The organism is Streptomyces cinereospinus (assembly GCF_042430725.1).
GTDB classification, from domain to species: Bacteria; Actinomycetota; Actinomycetes; order Streptomycetales; family Streptomycetaceae; genus Streptomyces; species Streptomyces cinereospinus.
The window spans coordinates 42,000-64,864 of sequence record NZ_JBHMCY010000032.1 but is presented as its reverse complement, the minus strand read 5'-3'; the positions used below and the strand labels follow the sequence as shown (position 1 = coordinate 64,864).

19 protein-coding genes and 5 pseudogenes are annotated in these 22,865 nt (G+C 72.8%); 8 read left to right on the top strand and 16 right to left on the bottom strand.

Going from position 1 to position 22,865, the window contains the following annotated elements:
* Window positions 1–96: 96 nt before the first annotated feature.
* The 8 genes and pseudogenes from ACFF45_RS18390 to ACFF45_RS18355 all read right to left on the bottom strand — a co-directional run.
* A pseudogene (locus tag ACFF45_RS18390) lies at window positions 97–1,545 on the bottom strand (MFS transporter); the annotation flags it as partial.
* A 59-nt stretch (window positions 1,546–1,604) separates the two neighbouring features.
* Window positions 1,605–2,636: a class II fructose-bisphosphate aldolase gene (gene fbaA, locus ACFF45_RS18385; protein ID WP_381347256.1), complete on the bottom strand. Its 1,032-nt coding sequence runs from the start codon at window positions 2,634–2,636 to the stop codon at window positions 1,605–1,607.
* A 134-nt stretch (window positions 2,637–2,770) separates the two neighbouring features.
* Entirely contained in the window at window positions 2,771–3,322 is a 552-nt protein-coding gene (pyrE, locus tag ACFF45_RS18380) for an orotate phosphoribosyltransferase (protein ID WP_381347254.1), read from the bottom strand.
* A gap of 47 nt (window positions 3,323–3,369) precedes the next feature.
* Window positions 3,370–4,167, bottom strand: a complete 798-nt coding sequence (locus ACFF45_RS18375) for an aldose epimerase family protein (protein ID WP_381347253.1) — start codon at window positions 4,165–4,167, stop codon at window positions 3,370–3,372.
* Between the two features lie 48 nt (window positions 4,168–4,215).
* Window positions 4,216–5,049 (bottom strand): SRPBCC domain-containing protein, encoded by an 834-nt coding sequence (locus ACFF45_RS18370; protein WP_381347251.1) that lies wholly within the window; start codon window positions 5,047–5,049, stop codon window positions 4,216–4,218.
* 79 nt (window positions 5,050–5,128) lie between these two features.
* On the bottom strand, window positions 5,129–6,706 hold the full coding sequence (locus ACFF45_RS18365) for a polyamine aminopropyltransferase (protein WP_381347249.1): 1,578 nt from the start codon (window positions 6,704–6,706) through the stop codon (window positions 5,129–5,131).
* Window positions 6,707–6,742: 36 nt separating this feature from the next.
* The gene (locus tag ACFF45_RS18360; protein WP_381347247.1) at window positions 6,743–7,294 is read right to left on the bottom strand and encodes a DUF2617 family protein; all 552 of its coding nucleotides are present in this window, start codon (window positions 7,292–7,294) and stop codon (window positions 6,743–6,745) included.
* A 390-nt stretch (window positions 7,295–7,684) separates the two neighbouring features.
* A complete protein-coding gene (locus tag ACFF45_RS18355; RefSeq protein WP_381347245.1) occupies window positions 7,685–7,930 on the bottom strand; it encodes a hypothetical protein in 246 nt (81 codons plus the stop codon).
* Between the two features lie 348 nt (window positions 7,931–8,278).
* Here ACFF45_RS18355 and ACFF45_RS18350 point away from each other — a divergent pair, with 348 nt between their 5' ends.
* Both ACFF45_RS18350 and ACFF45_RS18345 read left to right on the top strand, forming a co-directional pair.
* A complete protein-coding gene (locus ACFF45_RS18350) occupies window positions 8,279–8,635 on the top strand; it encodes a carboxymuconolactone decarboxylase family protein (protein WP_381347243.1) in 357 nt (118 codons plus the stop codon).
* Window positions 8,636–8,983: 348 nt separating this feature from the next.
* Window positions 8,984–10,186, top strand: coding sequence for a pyridoxal phosphate-dependent aminotransferase (locus ACFF45_RS18345; protein WP_381347241.1), 1,203 nt, complete (start codon window positions 8,984–8,986; stop codon window positions 10,184–10,186).
* Between the two features lie 133 nt (window positions 10,187–10,319).
* Here ACFF45_RS18345 and ACFF45_RS18340 read toward each other — a convergent pair whose 3' ends face one another.
* Entirely contained in the window at window positions 10,320–10,583 is a 264-nt protein-coding gene (locus ACFF45_RS18340) for a type II toxin-antitoxin system RelE family toxin (protein ID WP_005483716.1), read from the bottom strand.
* On the bottom strand, window positions 10,576–10,845 hold the full coding sequence (locus tag ACFF45_RS18335; RefSeq protein WP_381347239.1) for a type II toxin-antitoxin system Phd/YefM family antitoxin: 270 nt from the start codon (window positions 10,843–10,845) through the stop codon (window positions 10,576–10,578). The genes ACFF45_RS18340 and ACFF45_RS18335 overlap by 8 nt, the downstream gene beginning before the upstream one ends.
* Window positions 10,846–10,972: 127 nt before the next feature.
* On the opposite strand from ACFF45_RS18335, the pseudogene ACFF45_RS18330 reads away from it, so the two are divergent.
* The 3 pseudogenes from ACFF45_RS18330 to ACFF45_RS18320 all read left to right on the top strand — a co-directional run.
* Window positions 10,973–11,281, top strand: a pseudogene (locus tag ACFF45_RS18330) (aminotransferase class I/II-fold pyridoxal phosphate-dependent enzyme); the annotation flags it as partial.
* Window positions 11,281–11,475 (top strand): annotated as a pseudogene (locus ACFF45_RS18325) (Txe/YoeB family addiction module toxin); the annotation flags it as partial. The pseudogenes ACFF45_RS18330 and ACFF45_RS18325, both read left to right, overlap by 1 nt.
* Before the next feature lie 80 nt (window positions 11,476–11,555).
* Window positions 11,556–11,993 (top strand): annotated as a pseudogene (locus ACFF45_RS18320) (aminotransferase class I/II-fold pyridoxal phosphate-dependent enzyme); the annotation flags it as partial.
* A 220-nt stretch (window positions 11,994–12,213) separates the two neighbouring features.
* On the opposite strand, the gene ACFF45_RS18315 reads toward ACFF45_RS18320, so the two are convergent.
* Together ACFF45_RS18315 and ACFF45_RS18310 are read right to left on the bottom strand one after the other, a co-directional pair.
* Window positions 12,214–14,307 carry a hypothetical protein gene (locus ACFF45_RS18315; RefSeq protein ID WP_381347237.1) on the bottom strand — a complete coding sequence of 698 codons (2,094 nt, stop codon included), beginning with the start codon at window positions 14,305–14,307 and terminating at the stop codon, window positions 12,214–12,216.
* A 214-nt stretch (window positions 14,308–14,521) separates the two neighbouring features.
* Window positions 14,522–15,076: a Uma2 family endonuclease gene (locus tag ACFF45_RS18310; RefSeq protein ID WP_381347235.1), complete on the bottom strand. Its 555-nt coding sequence runs from the start codon at window positions 15,074–15,076 to the stop codon at window positions 14,522–14,524.
* 222 nt (window positions 15,077–15,298) lie between these two features.
* On the opposite strand from ACFF45_RS18310, the pseudogene ACFF45_RS18305 reads away from it, so the two are divergent.
* Window positions 15,299–15,622: pseudogene (locus tag ACFF45_RS18305) on the top strand (aminotransferase); the annotation flags it as partial.
* 65 nt (window positions 15,623–15,687) lie between these two features.
* Here ACFF45_RS18305 and ACFF45_RS18300 read toward each other — a convergent pair.
* Window positions 15,688–16,215, bottom strand: a complete 528-nt coding sequence (locus ACFF45_RS18300; protein ID WP_381347233.1) for a type III secretion system chaperone family protein — start codon at window positions 16,213–16,215, stop codon at window positions 15,688–15,690.
* A 134-nt stretch (window positions 16,216–16,349) separates the two neighbouring features.
* On the opposite strand from ACFF45_RS18300, the gene ACFF45_RS18295 reads away from it, so the two are divergent.
* Window positions 16,350–16,922: a hypothetical protein gene (locus tag ACFF45_RS18295; protein WP_381347231.1), complete on the top strand. Its 573-nt coding sequence runs from the start codon at window positions 16,350–16,352 to the stop codon at window positions 16,920–16,922.
* Between the two features lie 10 nt (window positions 16,923–16,932).
* On the opposite strand, the gene clpB is transcribed toward ACFF45_RS18295, so the two are convergent.
* Together clpB and ACFF45_RS18285 are read right to left on the bottom strand one after the other, a co-directional pair.
* Window positions 16,933–19,530, bottom strand: a complete 2,598-nt coding sequence (gene clpB, locus ACFF45_RS18290; RefSeq protein WP_381347287.1) for an ATP-dependent chaperone ClpB — start codon at window positions 19,528–19,530, stop codon at window positions 16,933–16,935.
* 295 nt (window positions 19,531–19,825) lie between these two features.
* Window positions 19,826–20,161: a hypothetical protein gene (locus ACFF45_RS18285; RefSeq protein WP_381347229.1), complete on the bottom strand. Its 336-nt coding sequence runs from the start codon at window positions 20,159–20,161 to the stop codon at window positions 19,826–19,828.
* Window positions 20,162–20,464: 303 nt separating this feature from the next.
* Between ACFF45_RS18285 and ACFF45_RS18280 the strand changes: the two genes are divergently transcribed.
* Window positions 20,465–21,478, top strand: a complete 1,014-nt coding sequence (locus ACFF45_RS18280) for a helix-turn-helix transcriptional regulator (protein ID WP_381347227.1) — start codon at window positions 20,465–20,467, stop codon at window positions 21,476–21,478.
* Between the two features lie 30 nt (window positions 21,479–21,508).
* Here the strand turns inward: ACFF45_RS18280 and ACFF45_RS18275 are convergent, their stop codons facing one another.
* Entirely contained in the window at window positions 21,509–22,543 is a 1,035-nt protein-coding gene (locus ACFF45_RS18275) for a helix-turn-helix transcriptional regulator (protein ID WP_381347225.1), read from the bottom strand.
* Window positions 22,544–22,865 lie beyond the last annotated feature (322 nt).

Genomic DNA, 22,865 nt, shown 5'->3' with positions numbered 1-22,865 from the left:
GGGTCCCAGTCTGGTGCATCGCCGCGCGCCGCGGACAGCGCCCGTCCCGCCCTGCGCGCCCGCCGCGCCGCGCCCCGGCGGTCCCGGCGGTCCCGGCTGCCCCAGCCGCTCCAGCGGCGGGCAGGTCACGTCGCCGTGCGTGCGGCACTCCGGCCGCTCGCGGTCCGGGGCCGGCCGGCGGACGCACGCGAAGGCCAGCACCGCCCCGGCCGCCAGCACGGCCGCGCACACCGGCATCGCCCGGCCGAACGCCGCGTCGAAGGCGTCCGGCGAGCGGTACGCCTCCGGACCCATCCCGGTGACCAGGGGCAGCGCGGCGACCGCCACCAGGCCCGCCGCCCGCGCCGCCGCGTTGTTGACGCCGCTCGCCAGACCGGCCCGGGAGACGTCCACGGAGGCCAGGACCGTGGCGGTGAGCGGGGCCACCAGGGTGACCATGCCGAGGCCCAGCACCAGCAGGGCGGGCAGGACGTCGACGAGGTACGAGGCGTCCGGCCCGGCCCGGAGCATCAGCAGCATGCCCGCCGCGCACAGCAGCGGCCCGGCCGTCAGCGGCACGCGCGGCCCGGTCCGCTCCGCCAGCTCCCCCGAGCGCGCGGAGAACAGCAGCATCAGCACGGTGGCCGGCAGCAGCGCGGTGCCCGCGCCGAGCGCCGAGTAGCCGGAGACCACCTGGAGCTGGAGGACGGCGAGGAAGAAGAAGCCGCCGAAGGCCGCGTACACGCACAGGGTGACCAGGTTGACGGCGGTGAACTGGCGGGAGGCGAAGACGTCGGGCGGCATCATCGGGTCGGGCCGCCGCCGCTCCACGGCCACGAAGGCGACCGCGGCCAGCAGACCCGCGCCCGCGCTGACGCCGACGGTCCAGGCTCCGGCAGGGGCCTCGATCAGGGCGTACGTCACCAGGGCGAGCGCGAGCGCGCCCAGGGCGGCGCCGAGGGCGTCGAAGCGGCGGCGCGCGCCCGCGGCGGCGGACTCCGGCACGTGCCGCAGCGCCACCGGCACGCACACCAGGGCCGGGGGCACGTTGATCAGGAACACCCAGCGCCAGCCGGGACCGTCCACCAGCCAGCCGCCCAGGAACGGCCCCACGGCCGCGCCGACGCCGCCGAAGCCGGACCACAGGCCGACCGCGCGGCTCCGGTCGTCCGGGTGGAAGGAGGCCTGGATCAGGGCGAGCGAGCCGGGGGTGAGCAGGGCGCCGCCGACTCCCTGGAGGGCGCGGGCGGCCACCAGGACCTGGGCGTTCGGGGCGAGCCCGCACAGCAGCGAGGCGGCGGCGAACCACACCGCGCCGAGCACGAAGATCCGCCGCCGGCCGTAGTGGTCGCCGAGGGCGCCGCCGAGCAGGATCAGCCCCGCCAGCGTGACCAGGTACGCGTTGACCGTCCATTGCAGGGCGGCGAGGTCCGCGCCGAGGTCCTGGCCGATGCGGGGCAGTGCCACGTTGACCACGGTCGAGTCCAGCAGGGCCATGGACGAGCCGAGCACCGTGGTGAGCAGCAGCCATCTGCCCCGGGGGGAGGCCAGCCGGACGTCGGGCATGTCCCCAGGTATACAGCGAGCCCGGTGCCGTGGCACCGGGCTCGTCGCGTACGGGCGTACTACTTCAGCCTGGTCCCCGCGGACCGCAGGTTGCGGCAGGCCTCGACGACGCGCGCGGCCATGCCCGCCTCGGCGAGCTTGCCCCAGGTGCGCGGGTCGTAGGTCTTCTTGGAGCCGACCTCGCCGTCGACCTTCAGGACGCCGTCGTAGTTCCTGAACATGTGGTCGGCGACGGGACGCGTGAAGGCGTACTGGGTGTCCGTGTCGATGTTCATCTTGACCACGCCGTTCTCCAGCGCGGTCTGGATCTCCTGCTCGGTGGAGCCGGAGCCGCCGTGGAAGACGAAGTCGAAGACCTTGGCGTCGGCGGGGCGGCCGTACTTGGCGGCGACGCCCTCGTTGAGCTCCTTCAGCAGCTCGGGGCGGAGCACCACGTTGCCCGGCTTGTACACGCCGTGCACGTTGCCGAAGGACGCGGCCAGCAGGTAGCGGCCCTTCTCGCCCAGGCCGAGGGCCTCGGCGGTGCGGATGGCGTCGTCGACGGTGGTGTACAGCTCGTCGTTGATCTCGTGGGTGACGCCGTCCTCCTCACCGCCGGTGGGGGTGATCTCCACCTCAAGGATGATCCTGGCGGCGGCGGCGCGGGCCAGCAGCTCCTGGCCGATGGCCAGGTTGTCGGCCAGGGTCTCCGCGGAGCCGTCCCACATGTGGGACTGGAACAGCGGGTTCTGGCCGCGGGCGACGCGCTCCTCGGAGACCGCGAGCAGCGGGCGGACGTAGCCGTCGAGCTTGTCCTTCGGGCAGTGGTCGGTGTGCAGGGCGACCGTCACGTCGTACTTCTCGGCGACGATGTGCGCGAACTCGGCCAGGGCGACCGCGCCGGTGACCATGTCCTTGTTGTGCTGGCCGCCCAGGAACTCGGCGCCGCCGGTCGAGATCTGGATGATGCCGTCGCTCTCGGCCTCGGCGAAGCCGCGCAGCGCCGCGTGCAGGGTCTGGGACGAGGTGACGTTGATGGCCGGGTAGGCGAACTTGCCTGCCTTCGCCCGGTCGAGCATCTCGTTGTAGACCTCGGGGGTTGCGATGGGCATCTGTCCGCTCCTTGTATGTGCGGGTTGGCGTGCTGCGTGCTTACGGCCCTGACCTAGACCTTGGGTGCGACGTCATCGTCGGCCCCATCTTTCCAGACGGGACGGGATGCTCCGAGGGCCCCGGCGGCGGGATCTCAGTCCAGGCCGAGCTCGTCCTTGGCGTACGCGTACAGGTACGGCACCCCCGCGCCCGCCTGGATCTTCTCGGCGGCGCCGGTCGCCCGGTCCACGATCGTGGCGACGGCCACCACCTCGGCGCCGGCCTCGCGCACCGCCTCGACGGCGGTGAGCGGGGAGCCGCCGGTGGTGGAGGTGTCCTCGACGACCAGCACGCGGCGGCCCGCGATGTCCGGGCCCTCGACCCGCCGCTGCAGCCCGTGCGCCTTCGCGGCCTTGCGCACGACGAACGCGTCCAGCCGGCGGCCCCGCGCGGCGGCGGCGTGCAGCATCGCGGCGGCGACCGGGTCGGCGCCCATGGTGAGCCCGCCGACGGCGTCGAAGTCCAGCTCGGCGGTCAGGTCCAGCAGCACCTGGCCGACCAGCGGGGCGGCCTCGCCGTCGAGCGTGATGCGGCGCAGGTCGACGTAGTAGTCCGCCTCCAGGCCCGAGGAGAGGGTCACCTTGCCGTGCACCACGGCCTTGTCCTTGATCTGCCGCAGCAGCGCGCCGCGCTCGTCCGTCGTCATAAGGCCAGCTTAGGGGGTGTCTCGTCGGACGGGCCGGGCGCGCGTGATCAGTCCGCCCGGAGCCCGCGCCAGCGCCAGGTCGTGCTGGCCTCCAGCGGCTCCAGCGGCGTGACCAGGCGCGGCGAGGTGTTCAGCCCGTCCGGCGGGCCGGTCTGCGGCTCCACGCAGACGGCGGCCTCCTGCTCGTCGTAGATCACGACCCACTTCTCGGGGCTGGTGACGCTCAGTTCCAGCCGCCCCGGCCAGGTGAGGGTGACGTCGACCCCGCCGGGCATGCCGAAGCAGTCGTCCCAGGGGCCGGGCCCGGGGTCGGTCCGCTTGCCGGTGGGCAGGTGGTCGTCGCCGCGCTCCTCCTGCCAGGCGGGGCTGAAGTCGAGCCGCACCCCGGCCCCGCCGAGGTTCCGCTGGAACCACGGGTGCCAGCCGATCTGCGCCGGGAACGAGTCGTCGTACGTCTCGACGGCCATGGTCAGCGTCAGGGCCTCCGGCGCCAGCGCGATCACCTGGGTGACCCGCCCGGAGTAGGGCCAGGGATCCACCAGGTCGTACGTCAGGACCGCCTCGTCGGCCGTGACGCGGGCGGTGGTCCAGGCGGCGTCGCGGGCGGTGCCGTGGATGGCGTGCGGCGGGGCGTTGAGCGGCAGCTGGTGCAGGACGGCGCCGGTGCGGAACCGGCCCTCGCGGGTCCGGCCGCACCAGGGCACCATCGGGAAGCAGCCGAAACGGTCGCCCTGGCGCAGCAGTTCGGTGCCGCCGACGCGCAGCCCCGCGACACGGCCGCCGAGGTCCGGCCGCACGGTCGCTGCCGCGTCGCCCGCGGTCAGCGTGATGGGTTCGTTACTCACGGGACGACCCTACTGGGGGGATCAAGAGGGCCGCCCGGCCGTGGCGGCTCAGCGGCGGCGGCGCAGGGCCCGGCCCACGACGACGGCGGTCGCCACCACCAGCGCCGCCGCCGGGGCCGCCCAGCGCAGGACGGTGTTCTGCGCGACGGTCTGCGGGGCCGGGACGGGGGCGTAGCGGCCGCGGGGCGGGGCGTGGTCGACCTCCTCCGCGCTGCGGCCGATCATCGTGCGGCGCGCGTGCGCGGCCTCGGCGGGCGGCTCGGCCGCCTCCGCGAAGTGCTGCGCGGGGGCGGGCTGTCCGGTACCGGCGGGCGGTTCGGCGGCGGGTTCGGCCGTGGCCGGCCGGTCGGCCCCGGGCTCGCCGGCGGCGGGGTCCGGGGAGGCGGGCGGGACCTCGGAGACGGAAGGGGGCCGCTGCTCGGCGGCGGTGCGCGGCGGCCGCGTCTCCCGCGGCTCCTCGGCGGCGTCCGCGGCGAGGTTCTCCACCGTGCGGCCGAGCAGGCGGGTCACGGCGGAGTGCACCGCGTCGGCGGGCAGCTCGGTGACGCGGCCGTCGGCCGAGGCGGTGCCCTCGACGGTGACGGTGGTGCCGCCCTCGGCGGCGCGCAGGCGGACGGTGAGCGCCAGCTCGACCGAGCCGGTGCCGCGGGCCTCGGCGGCGTCGCCCTCGACGGCGTACGAGCCGTCGTCCCGGGCGCTGACGCGGACGCTGCCGCGGTAGGTGATGGAGTGGCTGCCGATCCGCACCTTCAGCCGCCCGGCGACGGGCGCGGACCCCGCCTCCTGCTGGAGCCCGGGAACCGCCCGGGCGACCCGCGCCGGGTCGGCGAGCGCCGCGCCCAGCCGGTCGGAGGGAACCGGGACGAACACCTCATGCTCCATGCCGACGGAGCCTACCCGCGGGTGACCGGAAGTACGCCGCCCTCGACGGCAACTCGCCCGGCGACTCCACCCGGCGCTCTCAGTACCTCGGGTGCGCCAGCGTCGACGCCGGCAGTCCCGTGCGCCGCGGCGCCAGGGCGTGGCCGGCCGCGTCCAGGGCCGGCCTGGCGTGCGGGGCGGCCAGCACGAACCCCCAGTCGTGCGGGGTACGGGCCGGGCCGGGGGCGCGGCCGGCGGTGAAGGCGGAGCCGTGGCCGCACACCCGGTGCGGGACCGTGTGCAGGCCCGCCGCGCGCATCGTCGTCTCGACCGTCCAGAACACCCGGGGGCGGGAGCCGACCGGTCCGGCGTGCACCGACAGCCGGCCGCCGGCCGCGAGAGCGCGCCGGGCGAGGCCGTAGAACTCCTGGGAGTACAGCTTGGCGCTGGCCGTGATGCCCGGGTCGGGCAGGTCGGCGATCACCACGTCGTACGCCCCCGCGGGCGCGTCGCGCAGCCAGCGGAACGCGTCGGCCGTGGTGACGCGGACGCGCGGGTCGTCGTACGCGTGGCCGTTGAGGCCGGCCAGGGCCGGGTTGCGGTCCGCCAGCTCCACCACGCCGGGGTCGAGTTCGACGATGTCCACCCGGTGCACGCCCCGGTGCCGCAGCACCTCGCGCGCGGCCAGCCCGTCCCCGCCGCCCAGGATGAGCACGCGCGCGTGCGCGCCGTCCATCGCGGGGTGCACCAGCGCCTCGTGGTAGCGGCGTTCGTCGCGGCCGCTGACGCGGAGCCGGCCGTCGATGAACAGGTCCAGGGGGCGGCCGCCGGTGCCGCCGGTCAGGACGATCTCCTGCACGTCCGTCTGGAGGGCCACCCGCACGTCCCGGCCGTAGACGGCGGTGCGGGCGGCGCGTTCGAAGTCGTCGACGAGGACGGCGGCGCAGGCCAGGACGGCGAGGACGGCGACGTTGGCGGTGAGCAGCAGCCGGCGGGCGCGGGCCGTCAGGTCGCGCCGGAACAGGCCCAGCACCAGGCAGCCGCCGGCGACGACGTTGAGGGCGCCGGTGAGCAGCGCTCCGGTCAGCTGGCCCAGCAGCGGCAGCAGCAGGAAGGGGAAGGCGAGGCCGCCGACCAGGGCGCCGACGTAGTCCGCGGCGAACAGGTCGGCCACCGCGCCGCCCGCGTCCTGGCGGCGGACGCGCTGGATCAGCTCCATCAGCAGGGGGATCTCCGCGCCGATCAGCAGGCCGACGGCGAGGGAGAAGAGGACCATCAGCCAGCGCGGGCCGTCCGCCCACGGCCCGCCCCAGTCGCCGGTCCAGGCGAAGACGGCGTACAGGGCCATGGCGCTGCACCCGCCGACCAGGGCCAGGGCCGCCTCGACGGCGCCGAAGCCGGCGGCGGCGTGGCGGCGCAGCCGCTTGGCGGCGAGCGAGCCGATGCCCATCGCGAAGACCATGACCGACAGCACGACGGAGGCCTGGGTGACCGAGTCCCCGATCAGGTACGCGGCCAGCGCCAGCAGCTCCAGCTCGTACACCAGCCCGCAGGCGGCGCAGACGAAGACGCCCGCGAGGACCAGGAACCGTCCGGTGGCCTGCCGCACGGGGATCCGCGCGGGGGCGCGCCAGGGAGGCGGGGTGCCGGGCGGGGCTGGCGCGTGCGGGTCGATCACGACTGCGACGTTACGTCACGGCCGCGGCACGCTTCGTCACCCACACGTGTGGAACTGGCGGTGATCACGGCTGGGGGCGTTTGACCCGCTGCGGCCCACCCGGGTCCGGGTCGCGACCAGCTGGCCGTCCTGCGGGTAGGCGTGCCAGGTGCGCCAGTGCACCTGGTCCTCGTGGCGCTGGGCGAGCAGGGCCGTGAAGGCGTGCGGGTCGCCGGGGAAGACGCCGGCGAGGCCGTGGGGGTGGTCGGAGACGAGCGCCAGCAGCTCCTGGGCGCGGCCCGCGAAGGAGCCGGGTGACAGCACCTCGACCCGCGCGGCGAACTCGTACTCCCAGTCCCCCACCCGCTCGGCCACGCCGAGCGGCAGGGGCGTGCTGCTGCCCGCGATGCACGCCACCGTCTCCGAGCAACTGCTCCGCCCCTCCTCCAGCAGCACCTGGTGGGACGCGCCGAGCAGGCGCAACTGGAGCTTGGCTCCGCCCAGTTCGAGGTCGAGGGTGGCGAGCGCGGGCAGCGGTTCACGGCCCAGCGCCCAGGCGAGGTCGGCCGCGCGCGTGTCGGTGTAGGAGGTCTTCAGGGTCGTGAGCATGGATCGGCTCCGCTAGGCACGCAAAGAAAGGCGGTGTGGGTCCGGCGCGCCCCGGTGGACACCGGGAGATCGGCCCGCGGCCCCGTCGGGAGCCCGGTCGGTGGCGGGGTCCGCAGGACGTCCGAGGGCCGCGTTGGTGGTTTAGAGGGAATCATGAACTGTGGCGGCGCCACAGCGTTTTTACCCAACTTCGTGGGCTTTCCATCCCTCGGAGGGTTTATCAGCTCACCTGTTCAACCAGGGCGTACGCCTGTCCGAGTCCGGCGCACGCCGGAGCGAGCGTGAACGGCGACGGACGGGCGCACAGGACGGCGCCCGCCCGGACCCGGGTCCCGGCGGGCGCCCCGCGGCAGGATGCGGTTCCCCCTGCCGGAGCTCAGCTGCCCCGTGTCAGCTGCCTCCCCCGCATCCCCCGCCGCCACCGCCTCCGCAGGACGAGCCGCCCCCGCAGGAGTGCCCGCCCCCGGAGTCGCCGCCGCCGGCCCACCACCCGCCGCCGCCGTCGCCGCCACCGCCGTTCGAACGGCTCCGCCGGCGGCTCCCGCCGGCCACGGCGCTTCTGCCGCTGCGGACCGCGGCCACGACGCACACGAGCACGAACGCCATGAAGAGCGCCAGGATGATGCCGTAGACCATGGCGTCACCCTCCTTCCGTTTCCCCCGAAGCGGCCCCCCGTGGGCGCCTCGTTCGCTTGCGTGCCGGGGAGATGCCCGGCCGCCGGACGACCCAAAGCAGAGTTGAGGAAGTCCAGAGGTTCGCGCGGGACGATCGCCCCTGACCTGCGCGGAAGGGGCGGTTCGGGGGCCGGCTGTGTCCTACTGGGCCGTCCGTGGGCCGCGTTCTGTGCCCCGTTTCACCCGCCGGCCCGGCATGCGTCCGGTCCCCGCGGCTCCTACCGTGGAGGAGTCAACGGCCGGCTCGTGGAGGCTCGTGATCAGGGTGGCACGCGTCGGCTCCGCACGGCACCGGAAGGCGGACCGCACATGACCACAAGGTCTGACGCCCCCGTTCTCGACACGCTCGCCGCCATGACGGTCGACTCGATCGAGCGCTGCGGCCTGGACGAGAACACGCTCATCCTCACCCGCCTGGCCGCGCTCGCGGCCATGGACGCACCGGCGCTCTCCTATCTCGCGCACGTCGACCCTGCCATCAAGGCCAACCTGACGGTCGAGCAACTGCAAGACGTCCTCGTCGCCATCGCCCCGGTCGTCGGCACGGCGCGCGTCATGTCGGCCGCGACGCACATCACCGAGGCACTCGGCATCACCGTCGCGCTGGCCGAGGCCGAAGCCGAAGCGATCGCCGCGGCGGATGCCCAGAGCCGGAGCAAGTCCTGAGCGAGTGCTCCCGGCTGGGGAGCGGGCCTCTTGTGCCGCACGCGCCGCAGCCGGAGCACCACCGGCCGCGTGACCAGGTACGGGGCCTCCCCGGCGGGCGGTCCGCGGGCCGTGCGGGAACGGCCGGCGACGACCGACGACGACGGGCGTCTCCCCTGCTCGGAGAGCGTGCGGTGGGCACCGGTGCGGGTGCCCGCCGGTGCGGCGGGCGGTCCGCGGGCCGTGCGGGAACGGCCGGCGACGACCGACGACGACGGGCGTTTCCCCTGTTCGGAGAGCGTACGGTGGGCACCGGAGCAGGTGCCCGCCGGTGCAGCGGGTTGAGGAAGTCCGGAGCTTGCGCGCAGGATGGCCGCCATGACCTCCACCGAGCGCACCTTCCTCAACCGCCGCCTCACCGAGTTCGGGACGACGATCTTCGCCGAGATGTCCGCGCTGGCCCTGCGCACCGGGTCGATCAACCTGGGGCAGGGTTTCCCCGACACCGACGGGCCCGAGGAGGTCCGCGAGGCGGCCGTACGGGCGCTGCGCGAGGGCCGCGGCAACCAGTACCCGCCCGGCAGCGGCGTCCCCGAGCTGCGCATCGCCGTCGCCGCACACCAGCGGCGCCGCTACGGGCTGTCCTACGACCCCGACACCGAGGTCCTGGTCACCGCCGGAGCCACCGAGGCGATCGCCGCCGCGCTGCTGGCGCTGGTCGAGCCGGGCGACGAGGTGGTCGCCCTGGAGCCGTACTACGACTCCTACGCGGCCTGCGTGGCGATGGCGGGCGGCACCCGGGTGCCGGTCACCCTGCGCCCGCACCTGGACGGGGGCGCCGCGTTCCGCCTCGACCTCGACGAACTGCGCGCCGCCGTCACCGACCGCACCCGCCTGCTGCTGATCAACACCCCGCACAACCCGACCGGCACGGTGCTCACCCGCGCGGAGCTGACCGCGATCGCCGAGCTGGCCGTCGAGCGGGACCTGCTGGTGGTGACCGACGAGGTGTACGAGCACCTGGTCTTCGACGACGCCGAGCACCTGCCGCTGGCCGCCTTCCCGGGCATGCGGGAGCGGACGGTGACGATCGGGTCGGCCGGCAAGACGTTCTCGTTCACCGGCTGGAAGGTCGGCTGGGTTACCGGCGCCCCCGATCTCGTCGCCGCCGTCCGCTCGGCCAAGCAGTACCTGACGTATGTCGCCTCCGGGCCGTTCCAGTACGCCGTCGCCGAGGCCCTCGCGCTGCCGGACAGCTACTTCGAGGCGTTCCGCGCGAACATGATGGCCAAGAGGGACCTACTGGCGACGGGGCTGGCGGACGCCGGGTTCGAGGTGTTCCGGACGGTCGGCACGTACTTCATCACCACCGACATCCGCTCCCTCGGCGAGAGCGACGGCTTCGCCTTCTGCCGGGCCCTGCCGGAGCGCGCCGGGGTCGTGGCCATCCCGAACGCGGTCTTCTACGACCACCGCGAGGAGGGCGCACCCTTTGTCCGCTTCGCGTTCTGCAAGCGCACCGAGGTACTGACAGACGCGACGGAACGGCTCCGCAAGGCGTTTGCGTACTGACCGCTGCCCTACAGGGCCGGTCGTCGCATTCCTCTCCTCGTTGCCTGCCGTGCCGTGACTCCTCGGGGTCAGCCCCCTGGATTCTCGATCGTCCTGGATCGGTGCTGAATATTCCGACCGAGGTCAGGAGCGCTCAGGTGTCATAGACGGTGGAGCGATGCCCGACGTGTACGACCCACACCACCAGTTCGCCGTTGTCGATCGTGTAGATCACGCGGTAGTCGCCCACCCGGAGGCGGCGACGGTCGGGCTGGGAGACGAGGGCCGTGGTGTTGAACCCCGTCGGGTCGCTCTCCAGCTCAGTCAGCTTGGCCAAAATGCGGAGGGCCATGTCCCGCGGGACCTTGCGGAGTTCGGCCTGAGCCTCGGCTCGGAAGACGGTGCGGTACTCACTCACTGCGCGCCAGCGTCTCCCTCATGACGTCCTCGATCGGGATGCCGGGTGCCGGGTCGGCCATGCGCTCGTCGATGATCCGGTTGATCTCGCGCTCTTCCCACTCCTGGTACTTACGCAGCACCTCGATGGACACCACGGCGGCGACCTGCTTGCCGCGCCGGGTGATGACGGTGGGTACGTCGTCCCGGTCGGCCCGCTCCACGACCTCGGCCAGGTGCGCCCGGACATCGCGGATGGACTCTATCGGCATGGGCTGTGTCATGCGCTCAAGAGTACCGAGTGCCCCATGTGTACGCAACGGCTCACTGTCGCTCGGGGGTGTAGCCCTCGGACCCGCATGAGAATGAGTGCGCGAACACGGAGCGGCCCGGGTGACCGGCGGCGCCCAGGAACTCGTAACCGCCGTCCGGACGGCCAAGCAATACCTGACCTACGTCAGCGCGGGCCCCTCCAGTACGCGATTGCCGAAGCGCTGCGCCTGCCGGACCCCTGCTTCGACAGCTTCTGCGCGGGCCTCCGCCGCAAGCGCGACCTGCTCGGCGACGGCCTGCGCGCGGCTGGGTTCAAGGTCTACCAGCCCCAGGGCCCTACTTCATCACCACCGACATCCGGCCCCCCTCGGGGAGAGCGACGGCTTCGCCTTCTGCCGCTCCCTGCCCGAACACTGCGGGGTGGTCGCGATCCCCAACGCGGTCTTCTGCTTAAGCGCATCAACACGCTCAGCGCGGACATCGCCCGCAACGGCAACGAGGGCATCGGCAAACCGGAACCGCTCAAGCCCGGATTCCAAAGCTACTGGTCGCGCCGTATCAACGACGAGCACCGGCTGATCTACAAGGCCACCGAGGACGGCGTCCTGATCGCACAGTGCCGCTACCACTACGAAAGCTGACAGGACTCAAGGATCGAGCACAGATCCTGCCGGTCCCGGCATCACACGGTGATCATTACGGATGAGTGCGTGAACACGGCGTCGGCTGGGTCACCGCCTCGCCACCGCTGGTCGCCGCCGTGCGCTCGGCCAAGCAGTACCTGACCTACGTCAGCGCGGGCCCCTTCCAGTACGCGGTCGCCGAGGCGCTGAGCCTGCCGGACTCGTACTTCGAGGAGTTCCGCGCCGACATGCGGGCCAAGCGCGAGCTGCTCGCGGACGGCCTGGAGCAGGCGGGGTTCACGGTCTTCCGCCCGGCGGGCACGTACTTCATCACCACCGACATCCGCTCCCTCGGCGAGAGCGACGGCTTCGCCCTCTGCCGTGCGCTGCCGGAGCGCTGCGGGGTGGTCGCCATCCCCAACGCGGTCTTCTACGACCACCGCGAGCAGGGCGCGCCCTTCGTGCGATTCACGTTCTGCAAACGCACCGAGGTGCTGGCGGACGCGGCCGCCCGACTCACGTCGCCGGCCGCCTGACAGCCACAGACGTAGCAGCGAATGTAACCGGCCACACGGCCTGGCTGCTCCGAGCCGCCGCGCGTCCGCGCTCGACTGCCGCCTGGTCGACCGGGACACCGGTGACCGGCAGTCGTATCACCCGGCCCGTCTGTCGGCGGACACGCTTCCATCAGCGATCAACCGGCGCCGCCAGGCCGCGGTGGCAGCGCGCGCCCGGGAGGCAGGCGGTGGTGCCCGGTCAGCGGCGCCGCTTGCGGCCGCTCATGCCCGAGGAGCGGCGAACCTTCCGGGCGCGGCCGACGCGGGCGGCGTGGGTCCCCAGTGCCCGGGCCGCCAGCAGCCTGAGCTCGTCGAGTCCGGCCCGGTCCGGGTGCCCGGAGTCCAACGCGGCGGCAACCGCGTCCCTGGCCTGGGAGCCCTGGGCGCTCAGCGTCTCCTCGGCGCCGTCCCCGCCGCCCGCCACCTCCACGAGTTGAAGCAGGCTCTCGGCGAGCACCAGCAGAGACTCTGCGTCGGTCATGTCCTCTGGGGACAGCAACTCACGGTGCGCCAGCGCGTGCAGCGCCAGCGGCGCCAGCTGTGTGTCGCGCCGCAGCGTGCGCAGCAGCCGCTCGCCCTCGCCGTCCGGCAACGCCGCCAGCAGCACGTCGAGCATCGCCTGCGCACGCGTGCGGAAAGGCATGGTCCTTACGGCGTCGGTCAGCTGCCGCAGGGCACCTTCCCGCTCGCCGCGGGCCGTGATCCAGCCGGCCAGCTCCGTGCGGGCGGCGTCCGGGTCGTACTCCTCGGCCAGCACCCCCAGCAGGCCGGCCGCCGGCGCCCGGACCAGTTCGCCGACCAGCGGTGCGTCCCTGCCGGCCGCCAGCAGCCGCTGTCGTACGGCCCGGGTACCGAGTTCGGTGAGACGGATGAGCTCGACCGGCCCGGCGGTCAGCTCCTCTCGCCGGGCATCGGCACGCTCCCGCGCCACCGGGTCCGTTGCCGCCCCCGCGACGCCCAGCAGCTCCGCGAGCTCCGGCGGCATGTCCGCGAGCGTCTCGGGACCGGCGTCGGAGAGGTCGATGTCGAGGAACACCGGATCGGCCATCCCACGGTCACGCTCGATCGCGCCCAGGTCGTCCAGCAGGTCGAGCACCGCGCGCAGGTCCCGGTCGGCGTGCTCGAACCACATCCGGTGCTGAAGGTCCGACCCGGCGTCGAGCTGGAAGGAGCTCCGATAGGCCAGGTGCACGGTGTCGCGCAGCCGCGGCCAGGGCATCGGGTACGGCAGGCTGTACAACGTGTTCAGCACGTCGTCCAGGACGTCCTCGTAGACGTCGAAGAGCATCGACTCGATGTGCCAGCCGCCGCGTGCCCCGATCAGGGCCTGCCGCAGCTCGAAGCACGCGTCGAAGGCGCGCAGCCACAGCTGGAGCGGGTCGGCCAGCACCGGCCGGGCCTTGGCCACCGCGTACAACCGCCCCTTGACCACCCGGACCAGCCGTGCCTTCTTCGCCCACTCCATCAGCAGTCCCAGCCGCGGCAGGTCAGCCGAAGAGCGCACCCCCTCAATCCTGTCGCCGGTGCCGAGTACGTCCACCAGCTCGCGGGCCTCCGCCAGCCGCAACCGTCCCGTCGCCGTCACCGGGCGGCCGCCCTGCCCCGCCCATTCGGCGAGTCCGCGCAACTGCGCGACGGCCGTCGACGCCTCGGCCCGTCGGCGCAGTTCGTCGTCCGGGGGAAGCGTCACGGGCAGTTGCGGCTCGGCCCGGGCCACGCCGGACAGCGCGCGGCCGGTCAGCCGCCGTTCCATGATCGCGGCGAGAGCCTGCTGATCGTAGGCGACCTCCCCGCGCTGCGCCCGGTCCGCGAAGCGCTGAAACGCCGCCCCGTCCTGGACGTCCACGCCCTGCTCCGCGGCCGTCATCGCCCAGAACTTCGCCAATCCCCAGCGAGAGCGGTCCGTCATCGCCGCCGGATGCTGTTCCGCGACCCTGTCGACCGCGGCAAGGGATTCCTGGAGTGAGGGGCCGCGCGGGTCCGCCAACTGCGCGGCGTGCAGATAGCGCAGCAGCGCGCGCAGTGTGCCCGGGGCGTCGGCGCGTTCCTCCCCGGGAAGCTCGGTGACCTGCTGGGGAAGCCAGGAGAGCAGTAGCTCCTCCACATGGCGCGACTCCCACAGCCCCAGTCGGCCGTCGGCAGTCACCAGGTGCCGGTAGTCCAGCGCCGTCTCGGCCATGGAGCCGTCCACCGGCAGCCCTTGCTCCCCGGCCCACCGCACCAGGCGGTCGACCAGCAGCCCACGCGCCGCCTCGAACTCCTCCCCGGCCTCGGGGTCGCACCGCATCCGCATGAGATCTCGTCCACCTGTCCTCGGCAGTCGTTGCCGTGCCACGCTATCGCCGATCCGGGGCCAGCAACTCCGCCGAGGACGAGCGGGCCCGCTGCCTCAGGGCAGTACGTGGTGGTTGTCGCCCCCAGCGAACGCGGCTTCGAACCTTCCTGCGGCGCACCGGACTTCGTCGCGCGGACTCACGGCACGGAACGGCATGCCCGGGAGGCCTTCGTCAGCGGGCGTCTTCCTCGGGCTCCGGGCGCGGGAGTTCATCGAGGTCGAGGGTGAAGGTGCGGCCGTCGGCCAGGGGGATGGGGAGCTTGCCCGAGCCGTACTTGTGGGTGTGCGCCGCGATGTAACCGGTGGCGGTCGGCTGGCTGTGGAGGACGACTTCCCGGGCGTAGGGGTCCACGACCAGGTAGACCGGGATGCCGTGGCGGCCGTACTTCGCGGTGCAGTCGTCGTAGTCCTTGCGTGCGGAGGAGATCGAGACGACCTCGGAGATCAGCAGGACGTCCTCGAAGCTGTAGCGCTTGCCTTCCTTGCGGGCGTCCTCGCGGAGGATCGCGAGGTCGGGGGCGGAGTTCTCGTCGGCGGGGAAGTCGATGTGGACGTCGGAGGTGACCTTCGCGTGACGGCCGAGGGCAAGAGCGGAGTCGATCTGCAGAGACCTGATGGTGCTGGAGTGCTCTTCGCTCTGCGGGGTCATGATCACCTTTCCGTCGGCCCCGAACAGGACCGTGTACCCCTTGGGGAACTCGGTGTGCACGATCGCGTCGACGCTCATGGAAGGCTCCTTCCCGTGTGTGGTCAGGATACGACGGACAGTGCCGCGTCACCGGGCCCGGCGGTACGGCCGGTAGACCGGTCGGGACAGGCACTGTGGCCGGCTCACCGGCGGTACCGGAGATCCGCAGCGGGGCCTGTCGCACGACAGGGGAAGGGGGAGGCCGACGAGCTGTCGCCCGGATCAGCGCCGCGCCGGGGCTGGTGGCGGCGGTGTGCTCCTTTCACCGCGTTCCGCGAGGACACGCCGGCCAGAGGACATGCTTGCCAGGCGGGACCGTCGGCGGCGGGCCCGGCGGAGGCGGGCTGCACCGTCCTCTAGCCGGCTGGCACCTGCTGCGTCACCACCGACGTCCGCCCGCTCGGCGAGCGGGACGGCTTCGTCTTCTGCCGCGCCCTGCCCGAGCGCGCGGGCGTCGTCACCGTCCCCGACGCCGTCTTCTACGACCACCGGGAGGCGGGCGCGCCCTTCGTGCGGTTCGCGTTCTGCAAGCGGCGGGCGGTGCTGGAGGAGGCGGTCACCCGGCTGAAGACGCTCGCCGGGTGAGGCGGCGGGCCCGGACATGACGGGAGCCCGGCCGGGGTGTCCGGCCGGGCTCCCGCGACGCCCGGTTACTCCTCGTCCCCGGGCTTGTCCGCGTCGTTGATCTCCTTCTCCAGGCCGAGCTGCTCGACCAGCCAGCGGTCGAACTCGATGGCCGCGCGCACCCAGCTGACCGTCGAGGAGACGAAGAACTCCAGGTTGACGCCGGTACCGATCAGCATCTGGGCCTCGCCGATGAGGCGGACGGTGCCGTCGTCGTGGGTGTGGCTGTAGAGCTTGGGCCACAGGGTCCGCCGGTTCCAGTCGTCGATGGACTCCAGCAGCTGCGGCTTCTCGTCGATCGGGTGGGGGCGGTCGTAGAACGTCCGCACCGAGAAGACCTGCTGGTCTCCCTCGCCGCGGAACATGAAGTACGTACGGAACTGCTCCCACGGCGCCGCGAGGTCGCCCTCTTCGTCGACGACGTACTTCAGCTCCATCTGGTCGAGGAGCTGCTTCACAAGGTCCTGATCCGGGACGACGGGGCCCGCCGGCCCTTGGGGCTGCGGCTGGGGCTTGCCCCCGAAGTTCGGAATCGAGGACGGGTCGATGGTCACCGTGATTTTCCCTTCGTACGGATTCCGCCATCCTCCCCCATGCGGGGAGGGGGGTGGCAAGACCCGCCGTAATCTGTCAGCCGTTGGCGGACGGGATCCGGCCGGTCGGCCGGTGCGGGGCGGGGTGGGCATCCATGGCGGGGGAAATCGCGGAGGAACGGGACGTCGCGGCGGCGGGGGCGGGGGTGCCCCGGGGCCGCACCCGGTGGGGGAGCTTCGCCCTCGCGGCCCTCGCGGCCGTGCCGGTGCTGGTCGTGGGCCTGCTCGTGGTGGCCCTCGCGGCCTTCGCGCTGGCCGACGACGAGGAGGTCGGCAGGTTCGTCGCCGAGGAGGCCGGCTGCGGGCGGGCGCTCGGCTTCGGCGGGGCCGCGCTGCCCGCGGGCGCCGAGGCGGAGTCGTGCACGGTGGCGCACGGCGCCGACACGGCCTACACGGCCGTCTTCCGGATGCCCCGCGCGGACGTGCGGGACTGGCTGGCCGGCACGTATCCGGACGCCCCCGCGCCGCGGACGGTGTGCGCGGACGCCGACGCGGACCTCTGTCTCGACGTCGGCCTCTCCACGGAGGACCTGCCCGCGGCGGCCGAGGCGCACGCAGTCCAGGTGACCGCCGACCACCAGGACGCCCGGACCACGCTGGTGCGCTTCTCGGCGTTCACGCTGTGGCACCGTCCGGCCGGTGACGCCGAGAAGCGCGGGGCGGCCTAGTGCCACGGCACTAGAGCGTCGCGGCGGTCGCGGGTCCCACGAGGAGCCCGTCGCCGAACACGTCCACCCGGACCGTGTCGCCGTCCTTGATCTCGCCGGAGAGGATCTCCTTGGCCAGCCGGTCGCCGATGGCGCTCTGCACCAGGCGGCGCAGCGGACGGGCGCCGTACGCCGGGTCCAGGCCCTCGGTCGCCAGCCAGGCCAGCGCCTCGTCGGTGATCTCCAGGGTGAGCCGGCGCTCGGCGAGCCGCCGGGCCAGCCGGTCGATCTGGAGCCGGGCGATCCGGCTCAGCTCGTCCTTGTTCAGCGCGGAGAAGACGACCAGGTCGTCCAGCCGGTTGAGGAACTCCGGCTTGAAGGAGGCCCGGACCACCTCCAGCACCTGTTCCCGCTTCTCCTCCTCGCTGCTGATCGGGTCGACCAGGAACTGGCTGCCCAGGTTGGAGGTGAGCACCAGGATGGTGTTGCGGAAGTCGACCGTGCGGCCCTGCCCGTCCGTCAGCCGCCCGTCGTCCAGCACCTGGAGCAGCAGGTCGAAGACCTCCGGGTGCGCCTTCTCGACCTCGTCCAGGAGCACCACGCTGTACGGCCGGCGCCGTACCGCCTCCGTCAGCTGGCCGCCCTCCTCGTAGCCGACGTACCCGGGCGGGGCGCCGACGAGGCGGGCGACGCTGTGCTTCTCGCCGTACTCGCTCATGTCGATGCGGACCATGGCCCGCTCGTCGTCGAAGAGGAAGTCGGCGAGCGCCTTGGCCAGCTCGGTCTTGCCGACACCGGTCGGGCCGAGGAAGAGGAACGAGCCGGTGGGCCGGTCCGGGTCGGCGATGCCGGCCCGGGAGCGCCGTACCGCGTCGGACACCGCGCGCACGGCCTCGGCCTGGCCGATGAGCCGCCGGCCGATCTCCTCCTCCATCCGCAGCAGCTTCTGCGTCTCGCCCTCCAGCAGCCGGCCGGCCGGGATGCCGGTCCAGGAGGCGACGACGTCCGCGATGTCGTCGGAGCCGACCTCCTCCTTGACCATGGTGTCCTTGGCGACCTCCTCCTCGGCGGCGGAGGCGGCCTCGAGGTCGCGCTCCACGGCCGGGATCTCGCCGTACAGCAGCTTGGAGGCGGTGTCGAAGTCACCGTCGCGCTGGGCGCGTTCGGCCTGCCCGCGCAGTTCGTCGAGCTTCTCCTTCAGCTCGCCGACCCGGTTGAGGGACTGCTTCTCCTTCTCCCAGCGGGCGTTCAGGCCGCGCAGCTCCTCCTCCTTGTCGGCGAGGTCGCGGCGCAGCTTGTCCAGGCGCTCGCGGGAGGCCGCGTCGGTCTCCTTGCCGAGGGCCAGCTCCTCCATCTTCAGCCGGTCGACGGCCCGCTGGAGTTCGTCGATCTCGACCGGCGAGGAGTCGATCTCCATCCGGAGCCGTGAGGCGGCCTCGTCGACGAGGTCGATGGCCTTGTCGGGCAGGAACCGGGAGGTGATGTACCGGTCGGACAGGGTCGCCGCGGCGACCAGCGCGCTGTCGGCGATCTGCACCTTGTGGTGGGCCTCGTAGCGGCCCTTGAGCCCGCGCAGGATGGCGATGGTGTCCTCGACGCTGGGCTCGGCGACCAGCACCTGCTGGAAGCGCCGCTCCAGCGCCGGGTCCTTCTCGATCCGCTCGCGGTACTCGTCCAGGGTGGTGGCACCGACCATGCGCAGCTCGCCGCGGGCGAGCATCGGCTTGAGCATGTTGCCCGCGTCCATGGCCGAGTCGCCGCCGGCGCCGGCGCCCACGACGGTGTGCAGCTCGTCGATGAAGGTGATGATCTGCCCGTCGGAGTCCTTGATCTCGGCGAGCACGGTCTTCAGCCGCTCCTCGAACTCGCCGCGGTACTTGGCCCCGGCGACCATGGCGCCGAGGTCCAGCGCCACCAGCCGCTTGTTGCGCAGCGACTCGGGCACGTCGCCCTTGACGATCCGCTGGGCGAGCCCCTCGACGACGGCGGTCTTGCCGACACCGGGCTCACCGATCAGCACGGGGTTGTTCTTGGTGCGCCGGGAGAGCACCTGCACCACCCGGCGGATCTCCGGGTCCCGCCCGATGACGGGGTCGAGCTTGCCCTCCCGGGCGGCGGCGGTGAAGTCGGTGCCGAACTTCTCCAGGGCCTTGTACGACCCCTCGGGGTCGGCGGTGGTCACCCGGCGCCCGCCGCGGGCCGTGCGGAAGGCCGCCAGCAGTTTCTTGGCGTCGGCGCCCTGCCGGGCCAGCACCTCGCCGGCCGCGCCGCCCTTCGCGGCGATGCCGATCAGCAGGTGCTCGGTGGAGACGTACTCGTCCCCGAGTTCCCGGGCCCGGGCCTGGGCGTCGGCGATCACCGCGAGCAGCTCGCGGTTGGGCTGCGGGGGCGCGACGGTGGAGCCGGTCACGCTGGGCAGCTGGGCGAGCGCCTTCTCCGCACCGGCGCGTACGGCCGCCTGGTCGGCGTCGGCCGCGGCCAGCAGGTCGGTGATGTTCTCGTTGTCCTGCCCCTGGAGCAGAGCGAGGAGCAGGTGCGCGGGGGTGAGGTCGGGGTGCCCTTCGGTCACGGCCCGGTTGCCGGCCGCGTTGATCGCGTCCCGGCTCCGGTTGGTCAGCTCGGCGTCCACGTTCGCGTTCTCCTCCTTGTGAGCCACTGACTCAGCCAACGTCCACAAAGTTGAGTCTATTCCACTCAAGGGCGAAGCGGGAAACGCCCCGGGTCCCTTCCGGGTACCCGGGGCCAGCCTGGATCGCGCCAAGGATGGGCAGCGGCTCTTTTCGGCCACACTCGAACGCACGTCCGATAGGATGCGATAACGCGATGTTTCCGCACAAACTGCAGCGGCGTCACCGTGTTCAGGTCACGGTGACGCCGCTGCGGGGGGAAGCACCTGAGCGATCTGTTACGACGGGGGAATCGCGTCAGGCACTGCGGGGGGTGGCCGAGACGGTCAGGGGACCGGAGGTCTCCGGCTCCACCAGACGATGGTCACGCTGGTCCAGGTTCACGAAAATCATGCCGTACCGGATGGCGCACCGCACGGGCTGCGGCGCCCCCCGAGGCCGCCGCAGACACCGGTAGGCCCGCACGTCCCCGTCCTCGTCCCGGGTGACGACGACGGGCTCGCCGAACACGGTCACCATCAACGAGTCACCGCTGTGGGGGATGGCGGTGGCCAGGTCGATGAAGTGCCAGCCGGAACGGTAGGCGGTGGCCATTTCTCTACGGAAGGAACGGTCGTCGGGCGGAGTACTCATGCCCCACCGTCCTGCGCGGCCCCCGTCAGCCCCCCGTCGCCGGCGAACGCGGGCGCACTGGTCCAGCCGGTGTCCGCACGCACGCTGGTCCAGCCCGTGTCCAGCGAAGCGGCCTTGGCGTCCGCCGCCCCGAGGGCACCGAAGGTCGCTACGGCGGAGAAGACCGCGGCAAGCACTGAGCCAAGCAATCTCGCTCGCATAGTCGGCTTCGTCCTCACTCGATGGTTTCCTCTCCCCCGCGTCACAAGACGATGGCTTATTCAGGCACGTCAATGCCACAGGAGCGGTGCATCATGTTCCTGCATGTTCAGGACCCTGGGGGGTGGAGCTTTGCCCGCAAAAGACGCACAACCGACACATCCCCACGCGCTTACCGCTCTGTGCGGCGAGGGGGCACGGCTCTACGCGACCGCTTTGCGCTCCGGCCGCATCAACCGGATGGACGTCGAACCCGCCGCCCTCTGCCTGCTGGAGTTCGGGCTGCTCCACCCCGACCCGGACGACGCCAACTGGCTGCGCCCCGTGCCGCCGTCCGTCGCCCTCGCCCAGCGGCTGCAACCGCTGGAGCGGGAGATCCAGGACCGCCGGCGCCAGGCCATCGAACTGACCGACTCGTTCGACCCGTTCATCGCCATCAGTACCCAGAATCCGGGCAGCATCCATGCCATCACGGTGCTGGAGGGGTTCGACCGCATCAACACGGCGATCGACTCCGCCACGGCCGAGTGCGAGCGCGAGGTGCTGACGATCCAGCCCGGCGGCGGCCGTCCCGTCGACGCCCTGGCCCAGGCCCTCAAGCGGGACCGCCCCCTGACCGACCGCGGGGTCATCTTCCGCACCCTCTACCAGCACACCGCCCGGCACAGCCAGGGCACCCTCGCCTACGTCGAACGCATGCCCCGCGGCAACGTCCAGGTGCGCACGCTGGAGGAGCTCGTGGAGCGCCTCATCGTCTTCGACAACGCCGTGGCGTTCATACCCGCCAGCGACGACCGCAGCGTCGCCCTGGAACTGCGCCACCCCGGGCTGGTCACCTATCTGCGCAAGGTCTTCGAGCAGTTGTGGCAGCGCGCGGTCCCGCTGACCGAGGAACTGCCCAACGACGTCTCCTCCGACGGCATCACGGGCGTGCAGCGCTCCATCGCGAAGCTCCTCATCGAGGGCCACGTCGACGAGGCGATCGCCCGCCGGCTGGGCATGAACGTCCGCACCTGCCGCGCCCACATCGCCAAGCTGGCCGCGGCCCTGGGCAGCGGCAGCCGCGCCCAGCTCGGCTATCTGATAGCGCAGTCGGGGATCCTGGAGCGGGAGCACTGAACGCCGGGCCGGCCCCGGCCGGCGGGCCGCTCAGCGGGCGGTCGGCGATCCCTGGTCGGGCAGGGTGAGTTCGGCCGCGGACAGCGGGCGGGCCCGCCCGTCGAGGCCGACCTGGGCTATCCGCACCCCCAGCTGCGTGCGGCTGGCCGCCCCCAACGTCTCGGAGAGCCGGGCGATATGGGCCCGGCAGGTGCGCACGCTGATGCCGAGCCGCTCCGCGATCACCGCGTCCTGGTGCCCCTCGGCCAGCAGCGCCGCGATCGACTGCTCCCGGTGGGAGATGCCCTCGATGCCCGTGTCCGGGAGCGGGGCGGTGAGCGGGACCGCCAGGCGCCACAGGCGCTCGAAGACCGTCACCAGGTACTCCACCAGCCCCGGGTGCCGCAGTTCCAGGGCCATCGTGCGGTCGGCGTTCGCGGGGACGAAGGCCACCGTGCGGTCGAAGAGGATCAGCCGGTCGATGACCTCGTCCAGGGTCCGGGCCTCGACCGCGTCCCCCATCAACTCCAGGTAGTTCAGCAGGCCCTGGCCGTGCCGGGCCACGTGGTTGTACAGGTCGCGCATCCTCACGCCCCGCCCGCGCAGCGCCAGCGCCCGGTGCAGGCCCTCGGACAGTTCGTGCTCGCGCCGGATGCCGCCGGGCTGCACGGTGAGCACCTCGGTGGTGCACGCCGCCGTCGCCTCGTCCAGCGCCGCCTGGATGCGCGCGGGGCCGTCCAGCACCCGCAGGGCCATGCCCTCGGACGAGGCGGCCGCCGGGCCGCCCAGACCGGCGTACCACTCGAAGGCCGCCACCGCCGAGCCCATCCGCCGCTGGCTGGCGCTGATCTCGTCGTGCACGCCGCGCAACAGGCGGGTCATGACCTCCTGCGGGGAGGTGGGCACCAGCCAGTCCATGTCGTCGGGGTCGGGGTGCAGCAGGGCGAGTTCCAGCAGACAGGGCACCGTTTCGGCGTCGCGGCGGGGCACACGGCCCCGCCGTACGGCCCGGGAATACACGCGATCCCCGGCCTCGCACAGTCGGTCAGCACCATGCGGATGCTCGTCCGTCCCGTGCCCGGCCATGGCTCATTCCACCCCCGGTTCCAGCCTCTTCCGCAGCGCAACTATGCGCGGACGGGACCTGCTCCGCAACACGGCTCCCTCCGGGGCGACCCCGGGTAACCGCCGATACGAGTGGATTCGTCCCTGCGGAGCGAGGCCGGGAACAGGGCCGGGAAGAAGACCCGGAAGGAAACCCGGAAGAGAACCCGGAAGGAAACCCGGAGGAGGGGGCCCAGGGGAGATCCGCAGGAAGGTCCGGGAAGGCCCAGGGGAGACCCGGAGGAAGGCCCGGGAAGGCCCAGGGGAGACCCCGAGGAAGGCCGGGAAGGCCCAGGAAAGACCC

Bases quoted from the DNA above. Each gene is read 5' to 3' on its own strand.
- fbaA (WP_381347256.1), bottom strand. From the start codon at position 2,636: ATGCCCATCGCAACCCCCGAGGTCTACAACGAGATGCTCGACCGGGCG.
- pyrE (WP_381347254.1), bottom strand. From the start codon at position 3,322: ATGACGACGGACGAGCGCGGCGCGCTGCTGCGGCAGATCAAGGACAAG.
- ACFF45_RS18370 (WP_381347251.1), bottom strand. From the start codon at position 5,049: ATGGAGCATGAGGTGTTCGTCCCGGTTCCCTCCGACCGGCTGGGCGCG.
- ACFF45_RS18360 (WP_381347247.1), bottom strand. From the start codon at position 7,294: ATGCTCACGACCCTGAAGACCTCCTACACCGACACGCGCGCGGCCGAC.
- ACFF45_RS18355 (WP_381347245.1), bottom strand. From the start codon at position 7,930: ATGGTCTACGGCATCATCCTGGCGCTCTTCATGGCGTTCGTGCTCGTG.
- ACFF45_RS18350 (WP_381347243.1), top strand. From the start codon at position 8,279: ATGACCACAAGGTCTGACGCCCCCGTTCTCGACACGCTCGCCGCCATG.
- ACFF45_RS18345 (WP_381347241.1), top strand. From the start codon at position 8,984: ATGGCCGCCATGACCTCCACCGAGCGCACCTTCCTCAACCGCCGCCTC.
- ACFF45_RS18335 (WP_381347239.1), bottom strand. From the start codon at position 10,845: ATGACACAGCCCATGCCGATAGAGTCCATCCGCGATGTCCGGGCGCAC.
- ACFF45_RS18315 (WP_381347237.1), bottom strand. From the start codon at position 14,307: ATGCGGATGCGGTGCGACCCCGAGGCCGGGGAGGAGTTCGAGGCGGCG.
- ACFF45_RS18310 (WP_381347235.1), bottom strand. From the start codon at position 15,076: ATGAGCGTCGACGCGATCGTGCACACCGAGTTCCCCAAGGGGTACACG.
- ACFF45_RS18295 (WP_381347231.1), top strand. From the start codon at position 16,350: ATGGCGGGGGAAATCGCGGAGGAACGGGACGTCGCGGCGGCGGGGGCG.
- ACFF45_RS18285 (WP_381347229.1), bottom strand. From the start codon at position 20,161: ATGAGTACTCCGCCCGACGACCGTTCCTTCCGTAGAGAAATGGCCACC.
- ACFF45_RS18280 (WP_381347227.1), top strand. From the start codon at position 20,465: ATGTTCAGGACCCTGGGGGGTGGAGCTTTGCCCGCAAAAGACGCACAA.
- ACFF45_RS18275 (WP_381347225.1), bottom strand. From the start codon at position 22,543: ATGGCCGGGCACGGGACGGACGAGCATCCGCATGGTGCTGACCGACTG.